Raw genomic sequence first — 19,010 nt, 5'->3', positions numbered from 1 at the left:
TCCTCCGGCCAGTCGGTCGACGTCGGCTCTGGACTTGTCCCCCACCTACCCGACGGCCGCGTCCCCACTCACTCCCCCGCACGATCCCCGGAACCCGGGCGGGCGAGGGAACCCGAACGGCCGAGCGGGCCCGGAGGACCAAGCAGGCCCGGATGGCCGAGCAGGCCCTGATGGCCCGCGCGCGCCGCGACCGCCCCGGCGGCCAGCCCGGGCGCCGGGCTGGCCAGCACAGGGACCCGGACCTTCGTCGACTCCCGGGCCGGCGCCATGGATGCCTGCGCCAGAACGATGACGTCGGCGCCGGTCACCGCGTCGGCCGCGTCGGCCACCCGTCTCAGGTACCCCTCGACGTCACCGGCCTCGAACCGCCGCCAGGCGCCGTCCACCAGGTGTGACCGCACCTCCACGGGACGGCCCGCGCGCCGGGCCTCCTCCTCGATCAGTGCGGCCGTCGGGGCGAGGGTGCTCTCCAGCGCGGCGAGGACCACGACGCGCGGCCCGGCGGCGACCGCCCGGGCGGCCATCGGCCGGTCGACACGCAGGACCGGCACTCCGACCTCGGCGGTGGCCGCCTCGGCGACGCCGCCGATGGTCGAGCAGGTGCACAGGACGGCTCGCGCCCCCTCCGCCACCGCCCGCCGCAGCACGGCCACGACGGCGCCGGTCACCGCCGCGGGCCCGTCGCGCCGGGCCTTCTCCAGCAACTCCGCGTCGACGTGGTGCCGCAGTTCCAGCCCCGGATGCGCCTCGTCACGCAGCGCGTCGAAGACCGGAACGTGAACGGGCGAGGTGTGCAGCAGCGCCAGCACGCGCGTCGTCCCCCTGCCGCTCTCTTCGTGTCCGGCGGTCAGAACAGCCCGGGGTGCGCCACGAGCCACTCCTTCGCCGCGCGCAGCAGCTCCGGATCGGCCGCGGGCGCCTCGTCCGGGTGGCGTTCGGCCCACTTCACCACGTACGGGCACAGCGGGGCGACCGTGCGGCCCTCCCGCCGCGCGAGGCCGTACAGCTCACGGGCCAGCGATCCGGCGATGCCCCGGCCCTCGTGGGCCGGCTCGACGATCGTGTGGACGGGGACGAGGGCGGGCCCGGGCGCCTCGAGGACGAAGTACTCGACGCGCCCGACGATCTCACCGGCCGCGACCGCCTCCAGCCGTCCGGCCTCCCGGTCGTCGCGGATCTCGATGTCACTCACGGCCACACTCCTCGTCCCCGCACTGATCGGTACGTACGTCAGGCCGACACGGCCTGCGGGCTGCGCTCCTGGTCCGAACCCGGTACCGGCTCGGAGGGGTCGGCGCCCAGGGCGACGATACGGTTGTCGCCGTCCACGTGCACGACCCGCGGCCGCAGCGACCGCGCCTCGGCATCCTCGACCTGGGCGTAACTGATGAGGATCACCAGGTCACCGGGGTGGACGAGGTGAGCCGCGGCCCCGTTGATCCCGATCACCCCGGACCCCCGCTCGCCCTCGATGACGTACGTCTCCAGCCGGGCCCCGTTGGTGATGTCCACGATGTGCACCAGCTCACCGGGCAACAGATCGGCGGCGTCCAGCAGATCGGCGTCGATGGTCACCGAGCCGACGTAGTGCAGGTCGGCCTGGGTGACGGTGGCGCGGTGGATCTTGGACTTGACCATGGTGCGCAGCATGCTGGACTCCTGAAAGACGGCTCCCTGCCCGCTTTGTGCAGGTCAAGGGCGGTCTTCACTGTACACGCGCACGTTCGTGGATGTCCTTGCCGAGCGGACGGAGATCTGCCCGGATTCCGGGAGCGTCGGCGGCGTCCGCGGAGGAAGCGGCGACCAGCACTGACCGTGAACGAGCGTTGGAGGCCATAGGGGCCGCCGCGACGAGGGCGAGAAGCTCGTCGTGCCTGCCGCCGACCGGCTCGGGGCCTGTCCGAGCTGGCACGGATGGGAGACCGCGCCGTGCAGGCCCTGCGGGGCCGGACGCCTGCGGCCGGTCTCCGCCGTGAACAGATGTCCCCAGCGCCGGCACTCGTCACGCCGTTCATCCGGCCCGCGCGTACGGCGCCCTCGTGGACGGCGTCGACCTGTCCGCCACCCGGCACCGTCGCGCAACGAACGATCAAGGATCGGAGCCCGCAGTCCACTTCCGGTGCGCGGACATCACCGACCACCTGCGACATGTGGAACCGTACGACGCCTTCTCGGCCCGGCACACCGACGGCGACGCGCAAGGCCCCTCCGGCGAGGCGGAGTCGCGGCATGGAGCCGTCCGGCTGCGCGGCGAGGAGACGTGCCCCGCCCCCGCGCCCCTCGTCTCGCCCGCTCAGGGCGTGCCGGTCACTGGATCAGTTCGATGTGGGGGTGGGACGGGTCGGCGGGGCAGGCGTGGAGCTGGAGGTTGTGGTCGCCGACGATGTCGATCAAGGTGAAGTTGCCGTCCCGCGCGCCCGGCACGGGCTGGGCCGGGGTCGGGCGTTCCTCCGCGGCGATCCAGGTCACCCCGGCGCCGTCCCATTCCGAGGAGACGATGGTGAGGAGCGGGATCTCCTCGGTGCCGCACTCGGGGCAGGGGCGGTCGACGGGGTCGGTCGGGTCCCAGCGGGTCCAGCCGCCGGTCTTCCAGCCGGGGGCGTGGCAGAGGTTGGTGAGGTAGAGCTCCTGCGGGTCGTCCGCGTAGGAGCTGTACAGCGCGGGGTCGACCGTCTCCCACCGGCTCTCGTCGTCCAGCTGGTCGCTCAGTTCCTCGTCCAGCTCCAGGGGGTTGGGGAAGTCGGTCACCTGCTCCGGCGAGAACAGGCAGGGTTCCGGGAGGTAGTGCTCGGACTGGATGACCGGCGGTTCGGGCGGAGCGTCGAGGACGTCGGTCACGGTGGCGGAGGAGCCCCAGAAGAGCGCGGCTTTGGGGCTGGCGTGCTCCGCGTGGTCGAAGGGGCACCACAGGACCTGGAGGAGGTCCGCGTCGGGCGGGCACGGGAAGGGGATGTCGCGGGCGTAGAGCTGGGCGACGGGGAGGAGGGGGACCGGGCCGTCGGACCACGGGCGGCCCGCCTTGATCCGCTCCAGGACGTCCAGTTCCTCCGGGGTCCACTGGGCTGCCCCGGGGTCGAGGTGCAGGCGCTCGGCCGATGCGGCGCGGACCCGGCGCACGAGCCGGACGTCGTCCGGTGAGTGGACCACCGGCGAGGCCCTGCTGTCGTGGGGCTCGTCGCAGTACGGCCAGGGCTCGTCGGCGGGCCACCGCAGCGGCCCGCCGACGGAGCTGTCGTGCACCGTCGGCGACCCCGGTCGCGGGTGCAGCCGGGTCGCCGTACGCGCCAACGGGGCCAGTTGAGGGAAGAGCGCGGTGATGTCGAGCGGCCGCGGTGGGGTGGTGAAACGCATGCTGACTCCCGATGCGCCGGTCACGGGACCAGCTCGATGTGGAGGTGGGACGGGTCGGCCGACAGGCGTGGAGCGGGAGGGGTGCGTCTCGGTGCCGCGGTTCGGGGCGGGCCGTGGCGCGCGAGCCACCCGGCCGTCTGGGCCGGCATCGCTGGGTGGTCGAGCGCACGATGTCCTGGCTGAACGGCTGCCGCCGACTCATCCGATGAGGCCCACCTTCCCCGCGGCCCACCGCCGGGGGCGATCTACCAGTGATGCCAGACCTCTGCAGGAGTGATGTCCCATGAGCTGCCCGCGATCTCTCCCGTGTTGTAGAACGATGCCCAGCTCAGGACCGTGTCGCCAGCGCGCTGCCCACCCCGGTCGAACGCGAAGTCAGGCCAGCACAGGTCGCCCGTGAGGCAGTACGAGATGCCCAGACCACGTTCAACAGCGCACGCCTCCATCTCCGCGTCCAGCTCCGACGGCACGCGGCCGATCAGGCGGATCCCCTCGCTGGTGACCTGGGGACCACGCAGCCCGTCGACGAGCACGCAGGTCAAGCCCACGTCTTCGACGAAGTAGCACTTCACAGCAGAGCGATGCCCGTCCGACTCGGCCCTGCGGAACTCCACGCACCACTGGGCCAGTCGCGGATTCCACCGCTCGATCTCACGCTCCTCGGCAGCGAAGCCATGCCCCGCCATGATCGCCACCGCCTCATGTCGATCGTCTCCGAAGCTCAGCGGCCCAACCGTCTGGCAGGGAACGTAATCCCACTGCTCCCGCTCCGAGTCCGCGAGCACCGCCCAGTAGCCCATGTCCATCGAGGCATGATCGTCCACACGGCACCGCCGAAACAAACTGACCGAGGCCCCAGAGGAAGCGCCCAGGCCCACGACCCCGCTCGACCCCTGTCGCAGCCGATCAGGACGAGGTCTCAGTCGATGCTGGTCGTCAGCCGCGGCACGCACATCGCGGATCGGCCGCTCACCTCACGTGCTGCGCTCCCGCGCCCGGGTGAGCTGCTTGAGTTCGACGATCGTGGCGACGGCGCGCAGCCAGGTGGCCGCGGTGTCGTCGGCGGTGATTCCGCCCACGAGTTCGGTGCCGGCCAGCAGCCACTCCCGCATCAGGTCGGCGGTCCCAGGGCGGGGCAGGGGCTCGGTCAGTTCCGCGGCGTGGGCGAGTCCGCCGGCGCGCACGGTGTCGGCGAGGAAGGCGATGGAGCGGGGTTCGGTGCCGAGCCGGTCGAGGACGACGGCCGCGGCGGCGGCGCCGTCGCCGAACAGGGCGGTGCGCCGGGGGCCGGGCTCGGCGGTCAGGCCGTAACGCAGCAGGACGGTGATGTCGAGTCGGGCCAGCTCGTCGTCCGAGCGGTCCGGCAGGTGCGGACGGTCCGGGCGGTCCGGCTGGTGCGGACGGTCCGGGCGGTCCGGCTGGTGCGGGGTGTCGGCGTTCATGGTGGGACCTCGGGTGGCTCTTCTCGGGTGGCTTCTCTGGCCGGCCGGTTCGTCCGGCCGGTTCGTCGGGCCCGTTCGCTGCCGGTCAGGCGACGGTGACCGTGTAGGTGATGCGCTCGGGGGCCTGGGAGGGGGTGGTCGCACCCGGGGTGGGGCCGGCCGAGGGGCCGGTCGTCCCGGGGGGCCGTGTGGCGGTGTTGCCCTGGCAGGTGGTGAAGGTGCAGTGGAGCAGCGTGAACCGGGTGGTTCCCCTGTCCTGGGCCTCGAAGGTGAAGGTGAGCCGGCCGCCGGCCCCGGCCGCCGACTCGTCGCCGTGGTCCGAGGCGTAGTCCCGGCCGCGGCTCACCAGGACCGAGCTGTCGGGTTCGGGGGCGACCAGGTACCAGTACTCGCGGGTGGAGGCGTTCTGGTCGACGGTGAGCGTGAAGCGCTCCCCCGGTGCGGCGGTGATGCTGGTGTCGTCCACCGGCCGGCTCGCGGTGCTCGCGGTGCTCGCGGTGCTCTTGGAGCCGTCGGCGGGTTCGTCGGTGTCCGAGCCGCAGCCGGTGGTGAGGGCGAGGAGCGCGGCGGCCGCGATCGCGGCGGCGCTCCTGCTAGCGCGGAAGGTAGACGCTGTACGCGTTGGGGAGATCACTGTCGGAAGCCTTGCCCATGTGGCCGTTGATGAAGTCGTCCTCGCTGACCCAGGTGGTGGAGCCCCAGGGGTTGTACACCTGAAGCATGTCACCCTCCTGGGCGATGATGGTCATCGCGTGGGCGCCCTCCTCCCCGTTGACGTCGACCGGCACCGGATGTCCCTGCGCCACCGACTTCTCGACCTCGGTGAGGACGGCCCTGCGGTCGGCGGCGTTGTCGAGGTCCTGGCGCTGGTAGTCACTGCCGGTGGCGCTGCCGACGGCGGTGTCGTTGATCCGTTCCTGTCCTTCGGAGCCCATGCCGCCCCAGTTCTCGCCGCCGTCGCCTTCGGTGTGCAGCCGGTGCTGTTCGGCCACCAGGCGCTGCTTGAAGGCCTCGGGGTCTTCCTGCTGCCCGTCGGGGCCGCCGGTGAGGTCGAGCGCGTACAGGGGGTCGACCATGGCGCGGGACGTGACGGTGGACGAGGCCACGCAGGTGCCCTCGGAGCCGTCGCCGCCCTGGACCCACCGCTGGCCGTTGAAGGTGACGAAGTCCTTGTTGTTGTTCGAGCCGTTCGGCGCCAGGCCCTCGTCGTCCATGCTGTCCGTGGCGGTGACCACCGGAGTGAGGTGCCGGCGCAGCCAGTCGGGGTCCTTGCCGTGGATCTTGCCCTGGAACACGCTGATCTCGGCGACGCTGTGGCCGGCGGCCAGGGCCTTCATCAGGTAGGCCCGTTCCTGCGGGGTGTCCGACCTGGCGAGCATCCGCTCCATGGCCGTCTCGTCGTCCAGGCTCAGCAGGTCCATGCGCGTCGAGGCGCGCTCCAGGTCGGCGGCCGTGAGGATCTCGTTCAGCTCGGTGTCGGCGCCCGCGACGCCGGTGTCGGCGAGCATCAGCTTGTCGACGGCGGTGAGTTCGCTGGTCTCCATCTTCCCGGCCCGCGCCTCGGCGGCCCACTTGTTCAGGTCCCGGGCCGCGACGCGGCAGGCCTCCTGGGCCTCGGAGACGGCGTCGTGCATCAGGTCGACCGCGTAGGAGCCGAAGTGGGCGGCGTTCGCGCGGTCCCACTCCTCCTCGTCGTTCTCGTGCAGGTCGTCGAAGAAGCCGTCCTTGCCACCGAGCGTCTTCTTCTGCTCGAGGAGCTGTCCGCGGCCGCGCTCGTCCTTGCGCTGTGCGGCGCCGATCGCGTCGGCCAGCGTCAGCAGCGCCGTCGCGCCGCCCTGGAACGCCTCGCTCATCTGGGTCACGGCGCGTCCGGCGGCGTTCACCACGTCGGAGGCGAGGACGCCCGTGTCGCCGACCCACACTTCCGGAAGGCCCTTGCGGCCCACCCGGTCGACCTGGTCGAAGACGCCGCCCACGGGGTCGACCTGGCCGCGGTAGAGGCTTGCCAGGCCTTCCAGGACGCCCGGGTCCCCACCGGGTGCGGGTACCGAGAGGGCGTCGTCGATCAGGTCGAGGAGCTCGTTCTTGCTCCCGGCACCGAGGATCTTCTTGGACAGCCCGGCGAGCCACGCGAGGCGCAGGGACGGGGAGTCGAAGGGCGAGGAGAAGAGCGACACGGGCCCGTTCCTCAGTAGCTCGACAGGACGGAGGAGTGTCCGCCCCGCGTCGACGTGTCGGTCAGGGCGCTCGTGCCGCCGACGGTGACACCCTCCACGCGGGTCTTCACCAGGCCGTCGGTGCCGTGGTAGGTCTTCTTGGCCAACTGGACCTTGCCCCCGAGGTCGTGCAGCGCCGACGCCAGTGTCTTGGCCTCGGCCTCCCATGCCTTGACGAACGCGTTGAGCGCCGACGCGGCGTCGTGGCCGCCGGCGTCGTCGTACGAGTAGCTCGTGCGTGACTTGACGGCGGAGCCGACGCCGTCCATGTCGGTGCCGGCGTCGTCGAGTTGCCCGGCCTGGCCGGTCATTCCCGCCTTGATCCGGTAGCCGTCGAAGCCCACCGTGCCTCCCCCGTACGCACTCGATCATGTTCGATCATGGCCGCGGGCAGGCTAGCACGCGCGGTGTGTGCGGGAGTTGGCACATCGACCGCCACTCACACCTCCTCCACATCACCCACCCGTGACCCGGACGGGTGTGGACGGGTAGGGGGCGGGGAAGCATCACTGCCCCGCACATCACTGCCCGTTACTGAGAGAAGTCAGGTGATTTCCGACACGTCACGTGGCGTTGTGGCCGCGACACTGCCCGTCGTCGGTGAGCACATCGAGGAGATCGCCCGGCGGTTCTACCGGCGCCTGTTCTCCGAGCACCCCGACCTCATGGACGGTGTCTTCAACCGCGGCAACCAGGTGCACGGCCACCAGCAGCAGGCCCTGGCCGGGTCGGTCGCCGTCTTCGCGACGGCCCTCCTGGAGACGCCGGAACGCGTACCGGAACAGTTGCTGCAGCGCATCGCGCACAAGCACGCCTCGCTCGGCGTCCGCGCCGACCAGTACCAGGTCGTTCACGACCACCTGATGTGGGCGATCGGCGACGTCCTGGACGACGCGGTCACCGACGAGGTCGCCGCGGCCTGGGACGAGGTCTACTGGCTGATGGCCAACGCGCTGATCAACCAGGAGCGCGGCCTGTACAGCGCCCGGGGCGTACGGCCGGAGACGGTGTGGCGGGACTGGCGGGTGGTCCGCCGGATCAAGGAGAGCGACGAGGTGGTGACCCTCGTGGTCCGCCGTGTCGACGACCGCCTCGTGAAGGCCTCGCTGCCCGGCCAGTACGTGACGGTCAGGATGCGCATGCCGGACGGCACGCTGCAGCCCCGTCAGTACAGCCTGACGCGTGCCGACGACGGAGAGCACCGCCAGTTCTCGGTCAAGCGCGTACGCGGTGCGGGTGGCGACCCCGACGGCGAGATGTCGACGCTCCTGCACGACTCCGTGAAGGTGGGCGACGTGCTGACGCTGTCGGTGCCCTACGGCGACGTAGTGCTCGACGACTCACGCCCGGTGGTGTTCGCCTGCGCCGGCATCGGCATCGCGCCGATGGCGGGGATGCTCTCCCACCTGGTGGCGGCCGAGTCCGCGCTGTCCGTCACCGTGCTGCACGCCGATCACGACGAGGCGTCCTTCCCGCTGCGCAGGCAGGTGGTCAACGACGTGCTCGCGCTGAGGAACGCGCGGATGTACCTCTGGTACGAGAACGGCTCCCGGAGCCTGGAACCGGTCGACGGGGTCTTCGAGGGACTGATGGACCCCGGGGCCGTGGAGCCGGCGCAGGACGCCGTGTACTACCTGTGCGGCCCCTTGCCGTTCATGCAGTCCGTGCGCGGCCGGCTGCTGGACGCCGGGGTGGCCGCCCGTGACATCCGGTACGAGGTCTTCGGCCCCGACCTGTGGCAGGCCGACCTGGACTGACTACGCGAGCCCGGGGGCCGGCGCTCACTCGCCCTGCCGGCCCCCGGTCAGCATGGGCACGAGGAACCGCCGGGCGACCTCCCGCAGTTGTGCGTCGTCGTCGAGGTCGATCACATGGCTCGGGGTGACCAGGAAGGACAGGGAGACGCGGACCATCATCTCGGCGACCAGGTCCACCCGCACGTCGTCGGCGATGTTGCCCGCGCGCTGCTCCTGCCGCAGCCGTGAGGCGACGAACTGCCGCACCACGGCCAGGGTGCGGCCTCCGTCACTGGTCATGGACGGCACCACGGCGTCCGGTTCCACGGCCATGAGCCCACCGATGAGGCGGTTGCGGCGAAGGGCCCCGAGTGAGCTGACGAACCCCAGCACCACACGGTCGGCGACGGTCTCGGCCTGCTGGATGTCCACGATGAAGCGGCCGAAGTAGCGCCGGAACTCGCGCCGCACGACCTGCTCGACCAGCTGGTCCTTGGTGGCGAAGCGCCGGTAGACCGTGATCCGTGAGACGCCGGCCAGCCGCGCGACGTCCGTCATGGTGGAGCGCTTGACGCCCATCCGGCAGAACTGCTCGTACGCGGCGTCGAGCAGCCGGGCCGACACCTCGTCCTCCTGGTCCGCGCCCTCCACCGCCTCGGCGAACGTGCTCTCCAGCACCGACGGAGCACCCGTGGGCTGCATGAGTGACGACAGGACGGGTTCCACGATGTGCCTCCCCGATTCTGTGCGGCCCCTGGCGTTCACGACGCTCATGTGCTCCCCTGATGAAACAGCGAAGCAACGTGTGTTTCATCGTATCAATCCCCATGAAGGTGCCGGAGAAATCAAGGACCCGCGGAGGAGTTCGCAGCGATGGACGATCTGAGCAGACGCAGGATGCTGATCACGGGAGGGGCGCTCGGAGCGCTCGGAGCACTGGGAGCCGCCTCGCCGGCCCGGGCGAAGTCCCTGTGGACGTGGGCGCCGAGCGGTTCGGTGGCCGGCAAGGGCGCGGGCGTCGATCCGGACTGGGTCTGGGACGAGGAGGCCGACCCCGTCCTCGCCGCCGTGATCGAGCGCGGCGAAGTGGCCAAGGTCAACGAGGCGCTGCGCAAGTGGACCCGCAACGACCAGGCGTTACCGGCCGGCCTTCCGGCGGATCTGCGCGACTTCATGGAGAGGGCCCGCCGACTGCCGTCCTGGGCGGACCAGGACAAGCTCACGGCCGCGGCCAGGTTCACCACGAAGAAGGGCATCTACACCGGAGCCCTCTACGGCTTGGGCAGCGGCCTCATGAGCTGCGCCATCCCGAGGGAGGCGCGCGCCGTCTACTACTCCAAGGGCGGCGCGGACATGAAGGACCGCATCGCCAAGACCGCCCAACTCGGCTACGACGTCGGCGACCTGGACGCCTACCAGCCGTCGGGCGGGATGATCGTGACCGCCGTCAAGACCCGGCTGGTGCACGCGGCCGTACGGCACCTGCTGCCGCAGTCCCCGGGCTGGTCCGGCACCAGTGGCGGGCAGACGATCCCCATCAGCCAGGCCGACATCATGGTCACCTGGCACAGCCTGGCCACGTTTGTCATGAGCAAGCCAATCGATTGGGGGGTGCGGATCTCCCCCTCCGAGTCGGCCGGCTACCTGCACGTGTGGCAGGTCACCGCCCACATGCTCGGTGTCCTGGACGAGTACATCCCCGCCTCCTGGGACGAGGCCAACGCCCAGTCCCGGCAGGTCCTCGACCCGATCCTGGCGTCCACGCCCGAGGGCAGGGAGCTGACGGACGTCCTCCTGGACCTCGTCGCGGACCTCGACGCCGGGCTCACCCGGCCCCTGATCAACGGGTTCACCCGCTACACGCTCGGCAACCGGACCGGCGACCTGATCGGGCTGGACAAGGAACCGTTCTGGCAGCCGTTGATCAGCGCCGCCTGGCCGCTGCTGGTGGCCTTCCGCGAGGGGCTCATTCCGCTGCCCCTGATTCCGGCGGGCGCCTGGACGGTGGAGGAGGCCCTGAGGAAGTTCGTCCTGTTCTACCTGTCCGAGGGGAAGGGCCCCAGCATCGAGATCCCGGACGCCAACCGGCCGTCCTGAGCCCTGCCCGACGCCACCGGAGCGCGGGGTCCCGTCGTCACGCACCGGACCCCGCGCCACCGGCCGGGCCCCCGCCCTCCCCGACTCCCCGGCCACCGCCCGCGCCCACGTCCGGCCGCGGGTGACGGCACGCCCCCTTCCACCACGAGACCGAGACGGGACGATGACGACACCGCGCGACGAGGGAACGACACAACCGCCTCCGGCGGGGTCCGGCACGCGGCCGTGGGGCAGGCGCCGGTTCCTCGGATACGTACTGGCCGCCCCGACGCTGATCACGGCCGCCCAACTCGTCCCGCCCACCCCGGCGCGGGCGGACAGCCCCTCGCCGGGCATCCCCTCGCCGGAGATCACGGACCTGATCGATCTCAACGACGTGATGACGGCGGCGGCCCTGCCGACGTCCGGTCTGATCACGGTCCGGGTGAACCCGGACGGCACCGTGTCCTTCGCGCTGCCGCGGACCGAGGTGGGCCAGGGCATCACCACGTCCACGGCCATGCTGATCGCCGAGGAACTCGGCATCCCGCTCGAGCGGGTGCACATCACCCTGGCCGACGCGCGACCGGAACTGCTGTTCAACCAGCTCACCGGCGGCTCGAACACGACCTTCTCGACCTACACCCCCATCCGCACCGCCGCCGCCGTCGCCCGAGACCGGCTGCTGCGGACGGCGGCCGCCGAATGGGGCCTCACGACCACCGAACTGACCTGGACGGCAGGAGTCGTCACGGGACCGGGCGGGCACAGCGCCGGCATCGGGGCACTGTCCCGCAAGGCGGCGGGCGTACGGACCGAGCAGGTCTCCGTCGCCCTCAAGCCCCGCGACACGTTCACCGTCGTCGGCACCCCGCGCGGCCGCGTCGACGCCCGTGCGGCGGTCACCGGCGGCAAGCGGTTCACCATGGACCTGAACGTCCCGGACGCCCTGCCGACGATGGTGTGCCGGCCGCCGACCATCAACGGCAAGGTCGGTGCGGTGTCCAATCTCCCCGAGGTCCGTGCCATGCCCGGCGTCACCGACGTCGTCGTGATCTCCACCGGGGTGGCGGTGCGGGCGGCCACCTTCGGCCGGTGCATCGACGCGGTCCGCGCGCTGCGGGTGTCGTGGCGGGCCGGGAGCGCCGAGGGGAAGTCCGACGCGTCCGTGCTCAAGGAGTTGCGGGCCGCCGAACTGCCGCTCGGCCTGCCGCCGCTGACACCGCACGTGGAGGAGCGGTTCACCTTCCACTTCCGCGGCAACAGCGCCCTGGAGCCCAACTGCGCCATCGCCGACGTGCGCCGCGACCGCGCCGAGATCTGGTCGAGTCTGAAGGCGCCCATCGTCGCGAAGGAGGCGATCGCCGCCCGACTGGGCCTGCCGCTGAGCGCGGTGACCGTGCACGTCACCGAGGGGGGCGGCTCCTTCGGCCGCAAGCTCTTCTTCGACGCCGCGCTGGAGGCGGCCGAGGTCTCCCGGCAGATCGGCAAGCCGGTGAAGCTCATGTGGCACCGGGCGGACGACACCCGCCAGGGGCGCACCCACCCCATGGCCATCTCCCGGGTGCGCATCGACTACCTGGGCAACACCGTCCTCGGCTACCGGCAGCGGCACACCAGTGTGTCCACCGACCTCGGTCACGGCCTCGGTGAGATCTTCACCGCCCTGGCCGCGAGACTGCCGGTCGGCGACATCGGCTTCTCGGAGACCTTCTTCCAGCTCTCCCAGTCGATGCCCTACGACTTCGGCGTGAACAGCCGCCTGCTGAGCGAGACCGACAAGGGCTTCAACACCGGCAGCATGCGCAACGTCTACTCCCCCGACGTCACCTGCGCCCGGGAACTCCTCGTCGACCGGCTCGCCGCCAGGATGGACAAGGACCCCCACCGGTTCCGGCACGACTTCCTGCGGGACGACCGCGCGCGAGCCGTACTGGACCGGGCCGCGGAGGCCGGGAACTGGGGCCGGGACATGCCCGCGGGTACGGCCCAGGGCATCGCCTTCCACAACGAGTACCACTCCGCCGTCGCTGTGCTGACGGAGCTGGACTGCCGTCCCGAGACGGTCGGCCGGACCGTCCGCGACGGTGTCGCGGGGCCCCGCGTCACCAAGGCGGTCGTCGCCGTGGACGTCGGTCTGGCCGTCAACCCCCGTGGTGTGGAGGCGCAGATGATGGGCTGCCTCATGGACGGCATCGCCCTGGCGCTCACCTCCAGCCTGCACCTGCGCGACGGACACTTCCTCGAGGCCAGCTGGGACAACTACTTCTACACCCGGCAGTGGAACACGCCGCCCGAGCTGGAGATCGTCGTCATGCCGGACAGCACCGGGAGGCCGGGCGGCGCCGGGGAGCTGGGCGTCGCCGCCTCGATGGCCGCGGTGGCCTGCGCGTACGCCCGTGCCACCGGCACCCTGCCCACGGTCTTCCCCATCAACCACGGCACGCTCTCCTTCGCGCCCAAGCCCACCGTCCCGCCCGTCCCCGCATCACCCACCGACGGCCTGGACCACGTCCGTTGAAGTCCCCCGACCTCATCACCACCCACTCACGTCCGCCGGACGAACAGGGAGTTCCCGTGCCCGAGCACACGTTCCGCCTCAACGGCGAGCAGGTCACCGTCGACGTCGCGGACGACGAGCGGCTCCTGTGGGTCCTGCGCGACGTCCTCGGCGTCACCGGACCGAAGTACGGCTGCGGCATCAACGTCTGCAAGGCCTGCACGAGCCACCTCAACGGGAGGGCCGCCAACCCCTGTTCCATCCCGGTGAGGGACCTGGCGCCGTCCGACGAGGTCACCACCATCGAGGGGCTCGCGGCCACCGTGGGCAGGGAGCTGCACCCGATGCAGGAGGCCTGGATCGACCTGGACGTCGCCCAGTGCGGCTACTGCCAGCCCGGCCAGATCATGGCCGCCGTGGCCCTGGTCCGCCGCGTCGCGGAGGAGGGCCGCACCGTCACCGAGGCCGACCTGGACGGCATCCGCAACATCTGCCGGTGCGGCACCTATCCCCGCATCCGCGAGGCGATCAGGGCCGGCGCCGAGAACATGTGACCAGAACACTGAGGGGGAGGACCTCATGTCCGCTCGTCGTTCGTCCGTCGTACTCGTCACCCTGGCCGCGGTGTTGCTCGCCGCGGCGGCGGTCGTACGCTTCGTCGTCGCCCCGGGCGCGACGAAGCTGCCCGAGGACGCCGACCAGACCGTGCACTACGCGGGCAAGGCGTCGATGCTGGACAGCGCGGCCCTGCGGTCCGGAGACACCGCCGACGCACTCAAGTCCGGCATACCCGTCACCGTCGACCGGCGGGTCCGGGTCACGTCCACTCACGGCGACACGGCCGTGCTCCAGGACGTGATGACGGTCCGTGTCGGCGGGCAGACCCTGCCCAGCTCGAAGACGTACGCCGTCGACAGAGAGAGCAGGGAGGGCACGTCACCGCCGGCCTCGACGGCCGTGGAACCCTCGCGGGGCGCGCTGAGTTCGGCCTTCCCGCCCGACGCCGCGCGGGACGACTCGTACACGTACTACGACTCGACGACCCGCTCGATCGTGCCGGTCCGCTACACCGGGACCGCCGAACGGGAGGGCCGCTCGGTGAACGTCTACGAGATCAGGATCGCGGCTCCGGTCAAGGACCCGGAGGTGCTCGAACCGCTCCCGGCCGCCCTGCCGAAGCAGCTCCTCACGGCCCTGGTGCCCACCCTCGGCGCCGACGCGAAGGCCCGGCTCACCCCCGACGCGCTGTCCGCCCTGCCCGACCCGGTGCCGCTCGCCTACACGGGCCGCTCCACGCTCGTCGCCCAGGTCGACCGGCAGACCGGTATCGCCATCGACCAGTCGGTGGACAGGGAGATCGTGGCGACCACCACCGTCGCCGGCGAGCCGACCGCGCTGCTGCCGGTGTCGGCCCTCACCTTCGCGGTCACCCCCGACAGCGTGCGGGACCTCGGCGACACGGCGGCCTCGGCCGGTCTGCTCCTGACCCTCGTCACCGACGTGGCCCCGCTCGTCCTGGTCGCCGTCGCCGTCGTGCTCCTCCTGATCCGGTTCGGGCCGAGGCGGAACCGGAGGCCCGGCGCCTCGGCACCGACGGATCCGGCCGCCGCCGCCTCGGCGTGAGAGGACTCCCCCGGCGCCCCCGTCAGTCGGACGGTCCGGCGGACCGGCCCGGCCGCCGGGTGAAGCGGCGCAGACCGCGCCGGGTGGGCTTGAGCGGCTTGTCCTCGGGGGCCACCGGCTCCGGGCCGGCGGTCAGGGCGCGGCGGCCTGGGCCGGTGGCGGCACCGGCCGGTCGCCCCGGGCGAGCCGGTTGCGCACGGCCTCGGCCATCGCGTGGTGGGAGGGCTCCCGCAGCAGGTCAGCCTCGGACAACCGCTCCCACATGTGCAGCAGTTCCTGCCCCCGGGTGGCCACCTGGCCCTCGTCCCACAGCCGCTGCCACGCCGCGGTGGCGCGGGCCACGTCGGGGGCCGCCCGGTCCAGATCGGTGCGGCAGCGGATACGGGCGACGGTCAGCGCGAGGACGGTGGAGAGCATGTAGTCGCCCCGCAGGTACGCGAGGTACGCCTCGATCGCCCGCGCCTCCAGCGAGAGTTCGTCCTCCGCGCCCCGGCGCAGCGTGAGGTGTTCGCGCAACGCGCTGGCGAGGACGAACGCGGCGTGCAGTTCCTCGCGCTGGGCGTGCTGGATGATCCGCTCGACGCGGGCCAGCGGGGGGAACGCCTCCTCCTCCACGGCGGTGCGCTCGCGCCCGGGCGGCAGGTCCTCCTCGTCGGCGATGGTCCGGGCCGAGCCGTCGGGGTGGACCCGCAGCCGCGCCACCTGCTGCGCGGTGCGGTCGATGACGGTGGCGGCGACGGGGGCGCGCAGCGTGCGGGCGAACATGGCGACGGCGTCCAGGATCGCCTCGTTGGGCGGTCGCATGCCGCCCATCTCCAGCAGGTGGCCGTTGACCACCGTCGACCCGTCCTCGGCCACGTAGGCGTCGAGGCGGATCAGCGGCGTGGCGCCGAGCGCGGGCAGGTTCCCCTCGTCACGGGGGGTCAGCGAGTAGGTCATCCGCTCAGGCTCCGGGTCGTACGACGCCGAGGACGGGCATGGAGGCGGCCGGCGCGGTCGTGACGGAGCGCCCTGGCCGGGGGGCGTGGACCATCTGCCCGCCTCCGATGTACATGCCCACGTGGGTGGCGTCGTTGTAGTAGATGATCAGGTCTCCGGGGCGGGCGGAGGACAGGCTCACGCGGGTCAGGCCCGCCCACTGCGCCTGCGACGTACGGGGAATGGGGTGCCCGGCCGCCGCCCATGCCGCGGAGGTGAGTCCCGAGCAGTCGTACGACGAGGGGCCCACCGCCCCCCACACGTACGGTTTGCCGATCTGGGCCATCGCGAAGCCGACGGCCTCGGCGGCGGCTCCGGTCGCCCGTGTTCCGCCGGAGACCTTGCCCCTGCCCTTCCCGGTCCCCGTCGAACCGCCGCCGCCGCCGCTGCCGGAGTCGGAGCCCGTCCACCTGGCCTGGGCCTCCTGTGCCCGCTGCTTCTCCAGGTCGGCGAGTTCGCGGGCCTGTTCCTCCTCGAGTCCCGCCTCGATCCGCTCGGCCGAGGCGATCTTCTTCTCGATCTTCTCCTTCGCCGCGGCCTTGTCCGCGCGGCTGCTCTCCAGGTCCCGCAGTTGTTTCGTGGCGGCGTCGGTCTGCTCGCTCAGTTCCGCGCGGGCGGTCTTCTGGCTCTCGGCGACGTTGACCAGGCCACGCAGGGCCTGGCGGGCCTGGGACGCCTCGTCGAGGGCCTGCTCGGGGTGGTCGCCGAGCAGCAGTTGGATGCCCGTGGCGGCGAGGTCGCCCCCGCGGTACTGGGTGCGGGCGGCCGCGCCCGCGAGGTCGCGCAGGTTGCTCACCCGCCGCTCGGCACGGGTCAGGTTCTCGCGCAGGGACGTCAGCCGCTTCTCCTGCTCGTCCGCCTTCTCGTTGGCGGCGTTGTACGCCTCGGTGGCCACCTCGGCCTCGCGGTAGAGGCCGTCGAGTTCGACGCGGATGTCCTCGATCGACTTCTCGCCGCGCGGGTCGGGTTCGCCCGGCGCCGCGTAACCGGGGCCGGGCGACAGGAGGATCGCGCAGACGAGGGCCGCCGTGGCGCCCCGACTCCGTAACCGTCTGCCGCCGGTCGACACGTTCATGAGCTCCACTTTCAGAGGTCGCGTGCGGGCGGCTCAGACGGACGGCTGTGACCGCGGTCGCCACCGCGGTTCACACGGGGGGCCGTTCGAGCCTTGAACACAGTACCTTCCCCCGAACGGCCGGCCCCGGTCTCCCCATCCGTGTCAGCTTGCTCACACGCGACTGTTCATCCAGCGGTACTCAGTTGCGCCAGGTGTCGTTGAGAGTGATCTTCGTGGTGTTCACCGTGGCGGTGCGGTTGGCGCCGCTCTCCCAGGTCACGTTCCCTGCGGCGTCCTTGCGGAGGTACTTGTACTCGAAGGACGTGCCCGCGGCGAGGTCCACGTCCAGCTTCCACACCGGGTAGGCGGCCGGGTCGAGTTTCAGGGCGCTGCCCGGGTTCCAGTTGCCAAACTCCGGCCGGTTGCCGGTGACGTAGATGTTCTGGCCCCAGCTGGTATCGGCGTTGACGGCGAAGGACACGCCGGAGGTCACCGGGTCGGGGCCGGGGTCTCCCCCGCCCTCGCAGGTGCGGGCGCCCACGTGCAGCGCGACGGCCGTGTTGGCGCCCAGGGTCGCGGTGAACCGGCCGGACCCGTCGACCGTGACGCCGTTGCCGGACTGGACGTCGCAGTAGTCGCCCGCGGGCAGCGACGTCTGGAACGTACGGGTCAGCGAGGAGCCCTCGTGGTTGATGGCGACGTACGCCTTGGAGCCGCGGCCGAAGGCGATCCGGTCGCCGCCGTCGTCCCACCAGTCGGTCACCAACTGGCCGCGGGCGGCGTTGCGGAAGCCGACCATGGAGGAGATCTCGCGCCAGGCGTGCTGGCACTTCCAGCCGTCGCTGTAGCAGGCGTTCACCTGGCCGCCGCCGGGCGGACCGGCGTCGTGGTCGGAGAACTCGTAGCCGGAGTGGACGTCGGGGCTGCCGTACGGCCAGGCCAGCATGAACACGTGCGCCAGCGTGTAGTTGGCGCCGTCCTTGTAGGTGAGGGTCTCGCCGTTGCGTTCGGTGTCGTGGTTGGTGACGAAGACGGCGGACCTGTCCGAGGCCATGTAGCCCCAGGATGCGCCGAAGTTCTTCAGGTACGCGAGGTTCTCGCTGTTGAAGATCCGCTTGAGGTCGCGTGCGTAGCGGAACTCCTGGACGTCGCCGCTGCCGAGGTACTCGGTCGGGGAGACCGCCTCGCCCTCGCCGTAGATCGCCTCGTGCTTCCAGTACACGTCGGGGTTGCTGAGCCGTGACTTGATGTTCGCCAGGTCACCGGCGGCCATGTGCTTGGCCGCGTCGATCCGGAAGCCGTCGACGCCGAGGGACAGCAGGTCGTTGAGGTAGCCGGCGATCCTGCCCCGCACGTAGTCCTCGCCCGTGTCCAGGTCCGCGAGGCCGACCAGCTCGCACTCCTGGACGTTGAAGCGGTCGCGGTAGTCGTTGATCTCCGAGGTGCAGTTGTTGAGGTCGTTCGACGAGTAGAGGCCGGGGTAGTCGTACTTGGTGTACGAGGAGCCGCCGGTGCCCGTGCCGCTGCCGGACGACATGTGGTTGATCACCGAGTCGGCGACGACCTTCACGCCCGCCGCGTGGCAGGTGTCGACCATGCTCTTGAACTGTGCGCGGTCACCGAGGCGGCCCGCGATCTTGTAGCTCACCGGCTGGTACGAGGTCCACCACTGTCCGCCCTGGATGTGCTCCTGGGGCGGTGAGACCTGGACGAAGCCGTAACCGGCCGGTCCGAGGGTGTCGGTGCAGGCCTGGGCGACGGAGGTGAACTTCCACTCGAACATCACCGCGGTGACGTCCTTGTCGCCGGGTGGCGAGGCCTGGGCCGGCGCGGTGGTGGCGAGGAGGCCGCCGGCGACGCCGGCGGTGAGCGCGAGCGCGGTGGCGGTGACTCTCCGCGCTGTGCTGGTGCTCCCGTGCATGGAGTCTCCCATGTGAGGATGCGGGTGTCCCGGGGGTGGTGGGGGTGCCGACGGAGGTCTGGGGAGCCGGCACCCGCTTGCAATGGATTGCAGCAAGAATTCTGCAAGAC

The 19,010-nt window shown here is 71.5% G+C and carries 18 protein-coding genes and 1 pseudogene; 6 read left to right on the top strand and 13 right to left on the bottom strand.

What is annotated here, in order from left to right:
* Positions 1-68 precede the first annotated feature (68 nt).
* The 4 genes from BJ961_RS14090 to BJ961_RS14075 all read right to left on the bottom strand — a co-directional run bounded on the left by BJ961_RS14090 (position 69) and on the right by BJ961_RS14075 (position 3,351).
* Positions 69-809, bottom strand: coding sequence for an aspartate/glutamate racemase family protein (locus tag BJ961_RS14090; RefSeq protein ID WP_271413151.1), 741 nt, complete (start codon positions 807-809; stop codon positions 69-71).
* 38 nt (positions 810-847) lie between these two features.
* Complete coding sequence (locus BJ961_RS14085; RefSeq protein WP_271413150.1) at positions 848-1,192, bottom strand: GNAT family N-acetyltransferase; 345 nt, start codon at positions 1,190-1,192, stop codon at positions 848-850.
* A gap of 38 nt (positions 1,193-1,230) precedes the next feature.
* Complete coding sequence (gene panD / locus BJ961_RS14080; protein WP_271413149.1) at positions 1,231-1,650, bottom strand: aspartate 1-decarboxylase; 420 nt, start codon at positions 1,648-1,650, stop codon at positions 1,231-1,233.
* 657 nt (positions 1,651-2,307) lie between these two features.
* Positions 2,308-3,351: a hypothetical protein gene (locus BJ961_RS14075; protein ID WP_271413148.1), complete on the bottom strand. Its 1,044-nt coding sequence runs from the start codon at positions 3,349-3,351 to the stop codon at positions 2,308-2,310.
* 95 nt (positions 3,352-3,446) lie between these two features.
* On the opposite strand from BJ961_RS14075, the pseudogene BJ961_RS14070 reads away from it, so the two are divergent.
* Positions 3,447-3,557, top strand: a pseudogene (locus BJ961_RS14070) (IS5/IS1182 family transposase); the annotation flags it as partial.
* Between the two features lie 39 nt (positions 3,558-3,596).
* Here BJ961_RS14070 and BJ961_RS14065 read toward each other — a convergent pair.
* The 5 genes from BJ961_RS14065 to BJ961_RS14045 all read right to left on the bottom strand — a co-directional run bounded on the left by BJ961_RS14065 (position 3,597) and on the right by BJ961_RS14045 (position 7,353).
* On the bottom strand, positions 3,597-4,157 hold the full coding sequence (locus BJ961_RS14065; RefSeq protein WP_271413147.1) for a hypothetical protein: 561 nt from the start codon (positions 4,155-4,157) through the stop codon (positions 3,597-3,599).
* Between the two features lie 168 nt (positions 4,158-4,325).
* Positions 4,326-4,793, bottom strand: a complete 468-nt coding sequence (locus tag BJ961_RS14060) for a hypothetical protein (protein WP_271413146.1) — start codon at positions 4,791-4,793, stop codon at positions 4,326-4,328.
* Positions 4,794-4,878: 85 nt separating this feature from the next.
* A complete protein-coding gene (locus BJ961_RS14055; RefSeq protein ID WP_271413145.1) occupies positions 4,879-5,427 on the bottom strand; it encodes a protease inhibitor I42 family protein in 549 nt (182 codons plus the stop codon).
* On the bottom strand, positions 5,387-6,970 hold the full coding sequence (locus tag BJ961_RS14050; RefSeq protein WP_271413144.1) for a peptidoglycan-binding protein: 1,584 nt from the start codon (positions 6,968-6,970) through the stop codon (positions 5,387-5,389). The genes BJ961_RS14055 and BJ961_RS14050 overlap by 41 nt, the downstream gene beginning before the upstream one ends.
* A gap of 11 nt (positions 6,971-6,981) precedes the next feature.
* Entirely contained in the window at positions 6,982-7,353 is a 372-nt protein-coding gene (locus BJ961_RS14045; RefSeq protein WP_271321642.1) for a hypothetical protein, read from the bottom strand.
* 204 nt (positions 7,354-7,557) lie between these two features.
* On the opposite strand from BJ961_RS14045, the gene BJ961_RS14040 reads away from it, so the two are divergent.
* A complete protein-coding gene (locus BJ961_RS14040; RefSeq protein WP_271321641.1) occupies positions 7,558-8,766 on the top strand; it encodes a globin domain-containing protein in 1,209 nt (402 codons plus the stop codon).
* Positions 8,767-8,790: 24 nt separating this feature from the next.
* On the opposite strand, the gene BJ961_RS14035 is transcribed toward BJ961_RS14040, so the two are convergent.
* Positions 8,791-9,471: a TetR/AcrR family transcriptional regulator gene (locus BJ961_RS14035; RefSeq protein ID WP_271321640.1), complete on the bottom strand. Its 681-nt coding sequence runs from the start codon at positions 9,469-9,471 to the stop codon at positions 8,791-8,793.
* A gap of 147 nt (positions 9,472-9,618) precedes the next feature.
* On the opposite strand from BJ961_RS14035, the gene BJ961_RS14030 reads away from it, so the two are divergent.
* The 4 genes from BJ961_RS14030 (at position 9,619) to BJ961_RS14015 (ending at position 14,944) form a co-directional block, all read left to right on the top strand.
* Positions 9,619-10,842: an oxygenase MpaB family protein gene (locus BJ961_RS14030; RefSeq protein ID WP_271321639.1), complete on the top strand. Its 1,224-nt coding sequence runs from the start codon at positions 9,619-9,621 to the stop codon at positions 10,840-10,842.
* Between the two features lie 163 nt (positions 10,843-11,005).
* On the top strand, positions 11,006-13,342 hold the full coding sequence (locus BJ961_RS14025; protein WP_271321638.1) for a molybdopterin cofactor-binding domain-containing protein: 2,337 nt from the start codon (positions 11,006-11,008) through the stop codon (positions 13,340-13,342).
* A 56-nt stretch (positions 13,343-13,398) separates the two neighbouring features.
* Complete coding sequence (locus BJ961_RS14020; RefSeq protein ID WP_271321637.1) at positions 13,399-13,875, top strand: (2Fe-2S)-binding protein; 477 nt, start codon at positions 13,399-13,401, stop codon at positions 13,873-13,875.
* Positions 13,876-13,900: 25 nt separating this feature from the next.
* Entirely contained in the window at positions 13,901-14,944 is a 1,044-nt protein-coding gene (locus BJ961_RS14015; protein WP_271321636.1) for a porin PorA family protein, read from the top strand.
* Between the two features lie 132 nt (positions 14,945-15,076).
* Here BJ961_RS14015 and BJ961_RS14010 read toward each other — a convergent pair whose 3' ends face one another.
* The 3 genes from BJ961_RS14010 to BJ961_RS14000 form a co-directional block, all read right to left on the bottom strand.
* Positions 15,077-15,883 (bottom strand): hypothetical protein, encoded by an 807-nt coding sequence (locus BJ961_RS14010; RefSeq protein WP_271321635.1) that lies wholly within the window; start codon positions 15,881-15,883, stop codon positions 15,077-15,079.
* A 4-nt stretch (positions 15,884-15,887) separates the two neighbouring features.
* Complete coding sequence (locus BJ961_RS14005; RefSeq protein WP_271321634.1) at positions 15,888-16,997, bottom strand: C40 family peptidase; 1,110 nt, start codon at positions 16,995-16,997, stop codon at positions 15,888-15,890.
* Between the two features lie 181 nt (positions 16,998-17,178).
* Positions 17,179-18,900, bottom strand: a complete 1,722-nt coding sequence (locus tag BJ961_RS14000; protein WP_271321633.1) for a carbohydrate-binding module family 20 domain-containing protein — start codon at positions 18,898-18,900, stop codon at positions 17,179-17,181.
* Positions 18,901-19,010: the final 110 nt, after the last annotated feature.

This window comes from Streptomyces lienomycini (assembly GCF_027947595.1).
Lineage (GTDB): Bacteria > Actinomycetota > Actinomycetes > Streptomycetales > Streptomycetaceae > Streptomyces > Streptomyces lienomycini.
Note: the sequence above shows the minus strand (reverse complement) of the source record. Positions and strands in the feature narration are given on the sequence as shown.

Bases quoted from the DNA above. Each gene is read 5' to 3' on its own strand.
- panD (WP_271413149.1), bottom strand. From the start codon at position 1,650: ATGCTGCGCACCATGGTCAAGTCCAAGATCCACCGCGCCACCGTCACC.
- BJ961_RS14075 (WP_271413148.1), bottom strand. From the start codon at position 3,351: ATGCGTTTCACCACCCCACCGCGGCCGCTCGACATCACCGCGCTCTTC.
- BJ961_RS14065 (WP_271413147.1), bottom strand. From the start codon at position 4,157: ATGGACATGGGCTACTGGGCGGTGCTCGCGGACTCGGAGCGGGAGCAG.
- BJ961_RS14060 (WP_271413146.1), bottom strand. From the start codon at position 4,793: ATGAACGCCGACACCCCGCACCAGCCGGACCGCCCGGACCGTCCGCAC.
- BJ961_RS14030 (WP_271321639.1), top strand. From the start codon at position 9,619: ATGGACGATCTGAGCAGACGCAGGATGCTGATCACGGGAGGGGCGCTC.
- BJ961_RS14025 (WP_271321638.1), top strand. From the start codon at position 11,006: ATGACGACACCGCGCGACGAGGGAACGACACAACCGCCTCCGGCGGGG.
- BJ961_RS14015 (WP_271321636.1), top strand. From the start codon at position 13,901: ATGTCCGCTCGTCGTTCGTCCGTCGTACTCGTCACCCTGGCCGCGGTG.
- BJ961_RS14010 (WP_271321635.1), bottom strand. From the start codon at position 15,883: ATGACCTACTCGCTGACCCCCCGTGACGAGGGGAACCTGCCCGCGCTC.
- BJ961_RS14005 (WP_271321634.1), bottom strand. From the start codon at position 16,997: ATGAACGTGTCGACCGGCGGCAGACGGTTACGGAGTCGGGGCGCCACG.
- BJ961_RS14000 (WP_271321633.1), bottom strand. From the start codon at position 18,900: ATGCACGGGAGCACCAGCACAGCGCGGAGAGTCACCGCCACCGCGCTC.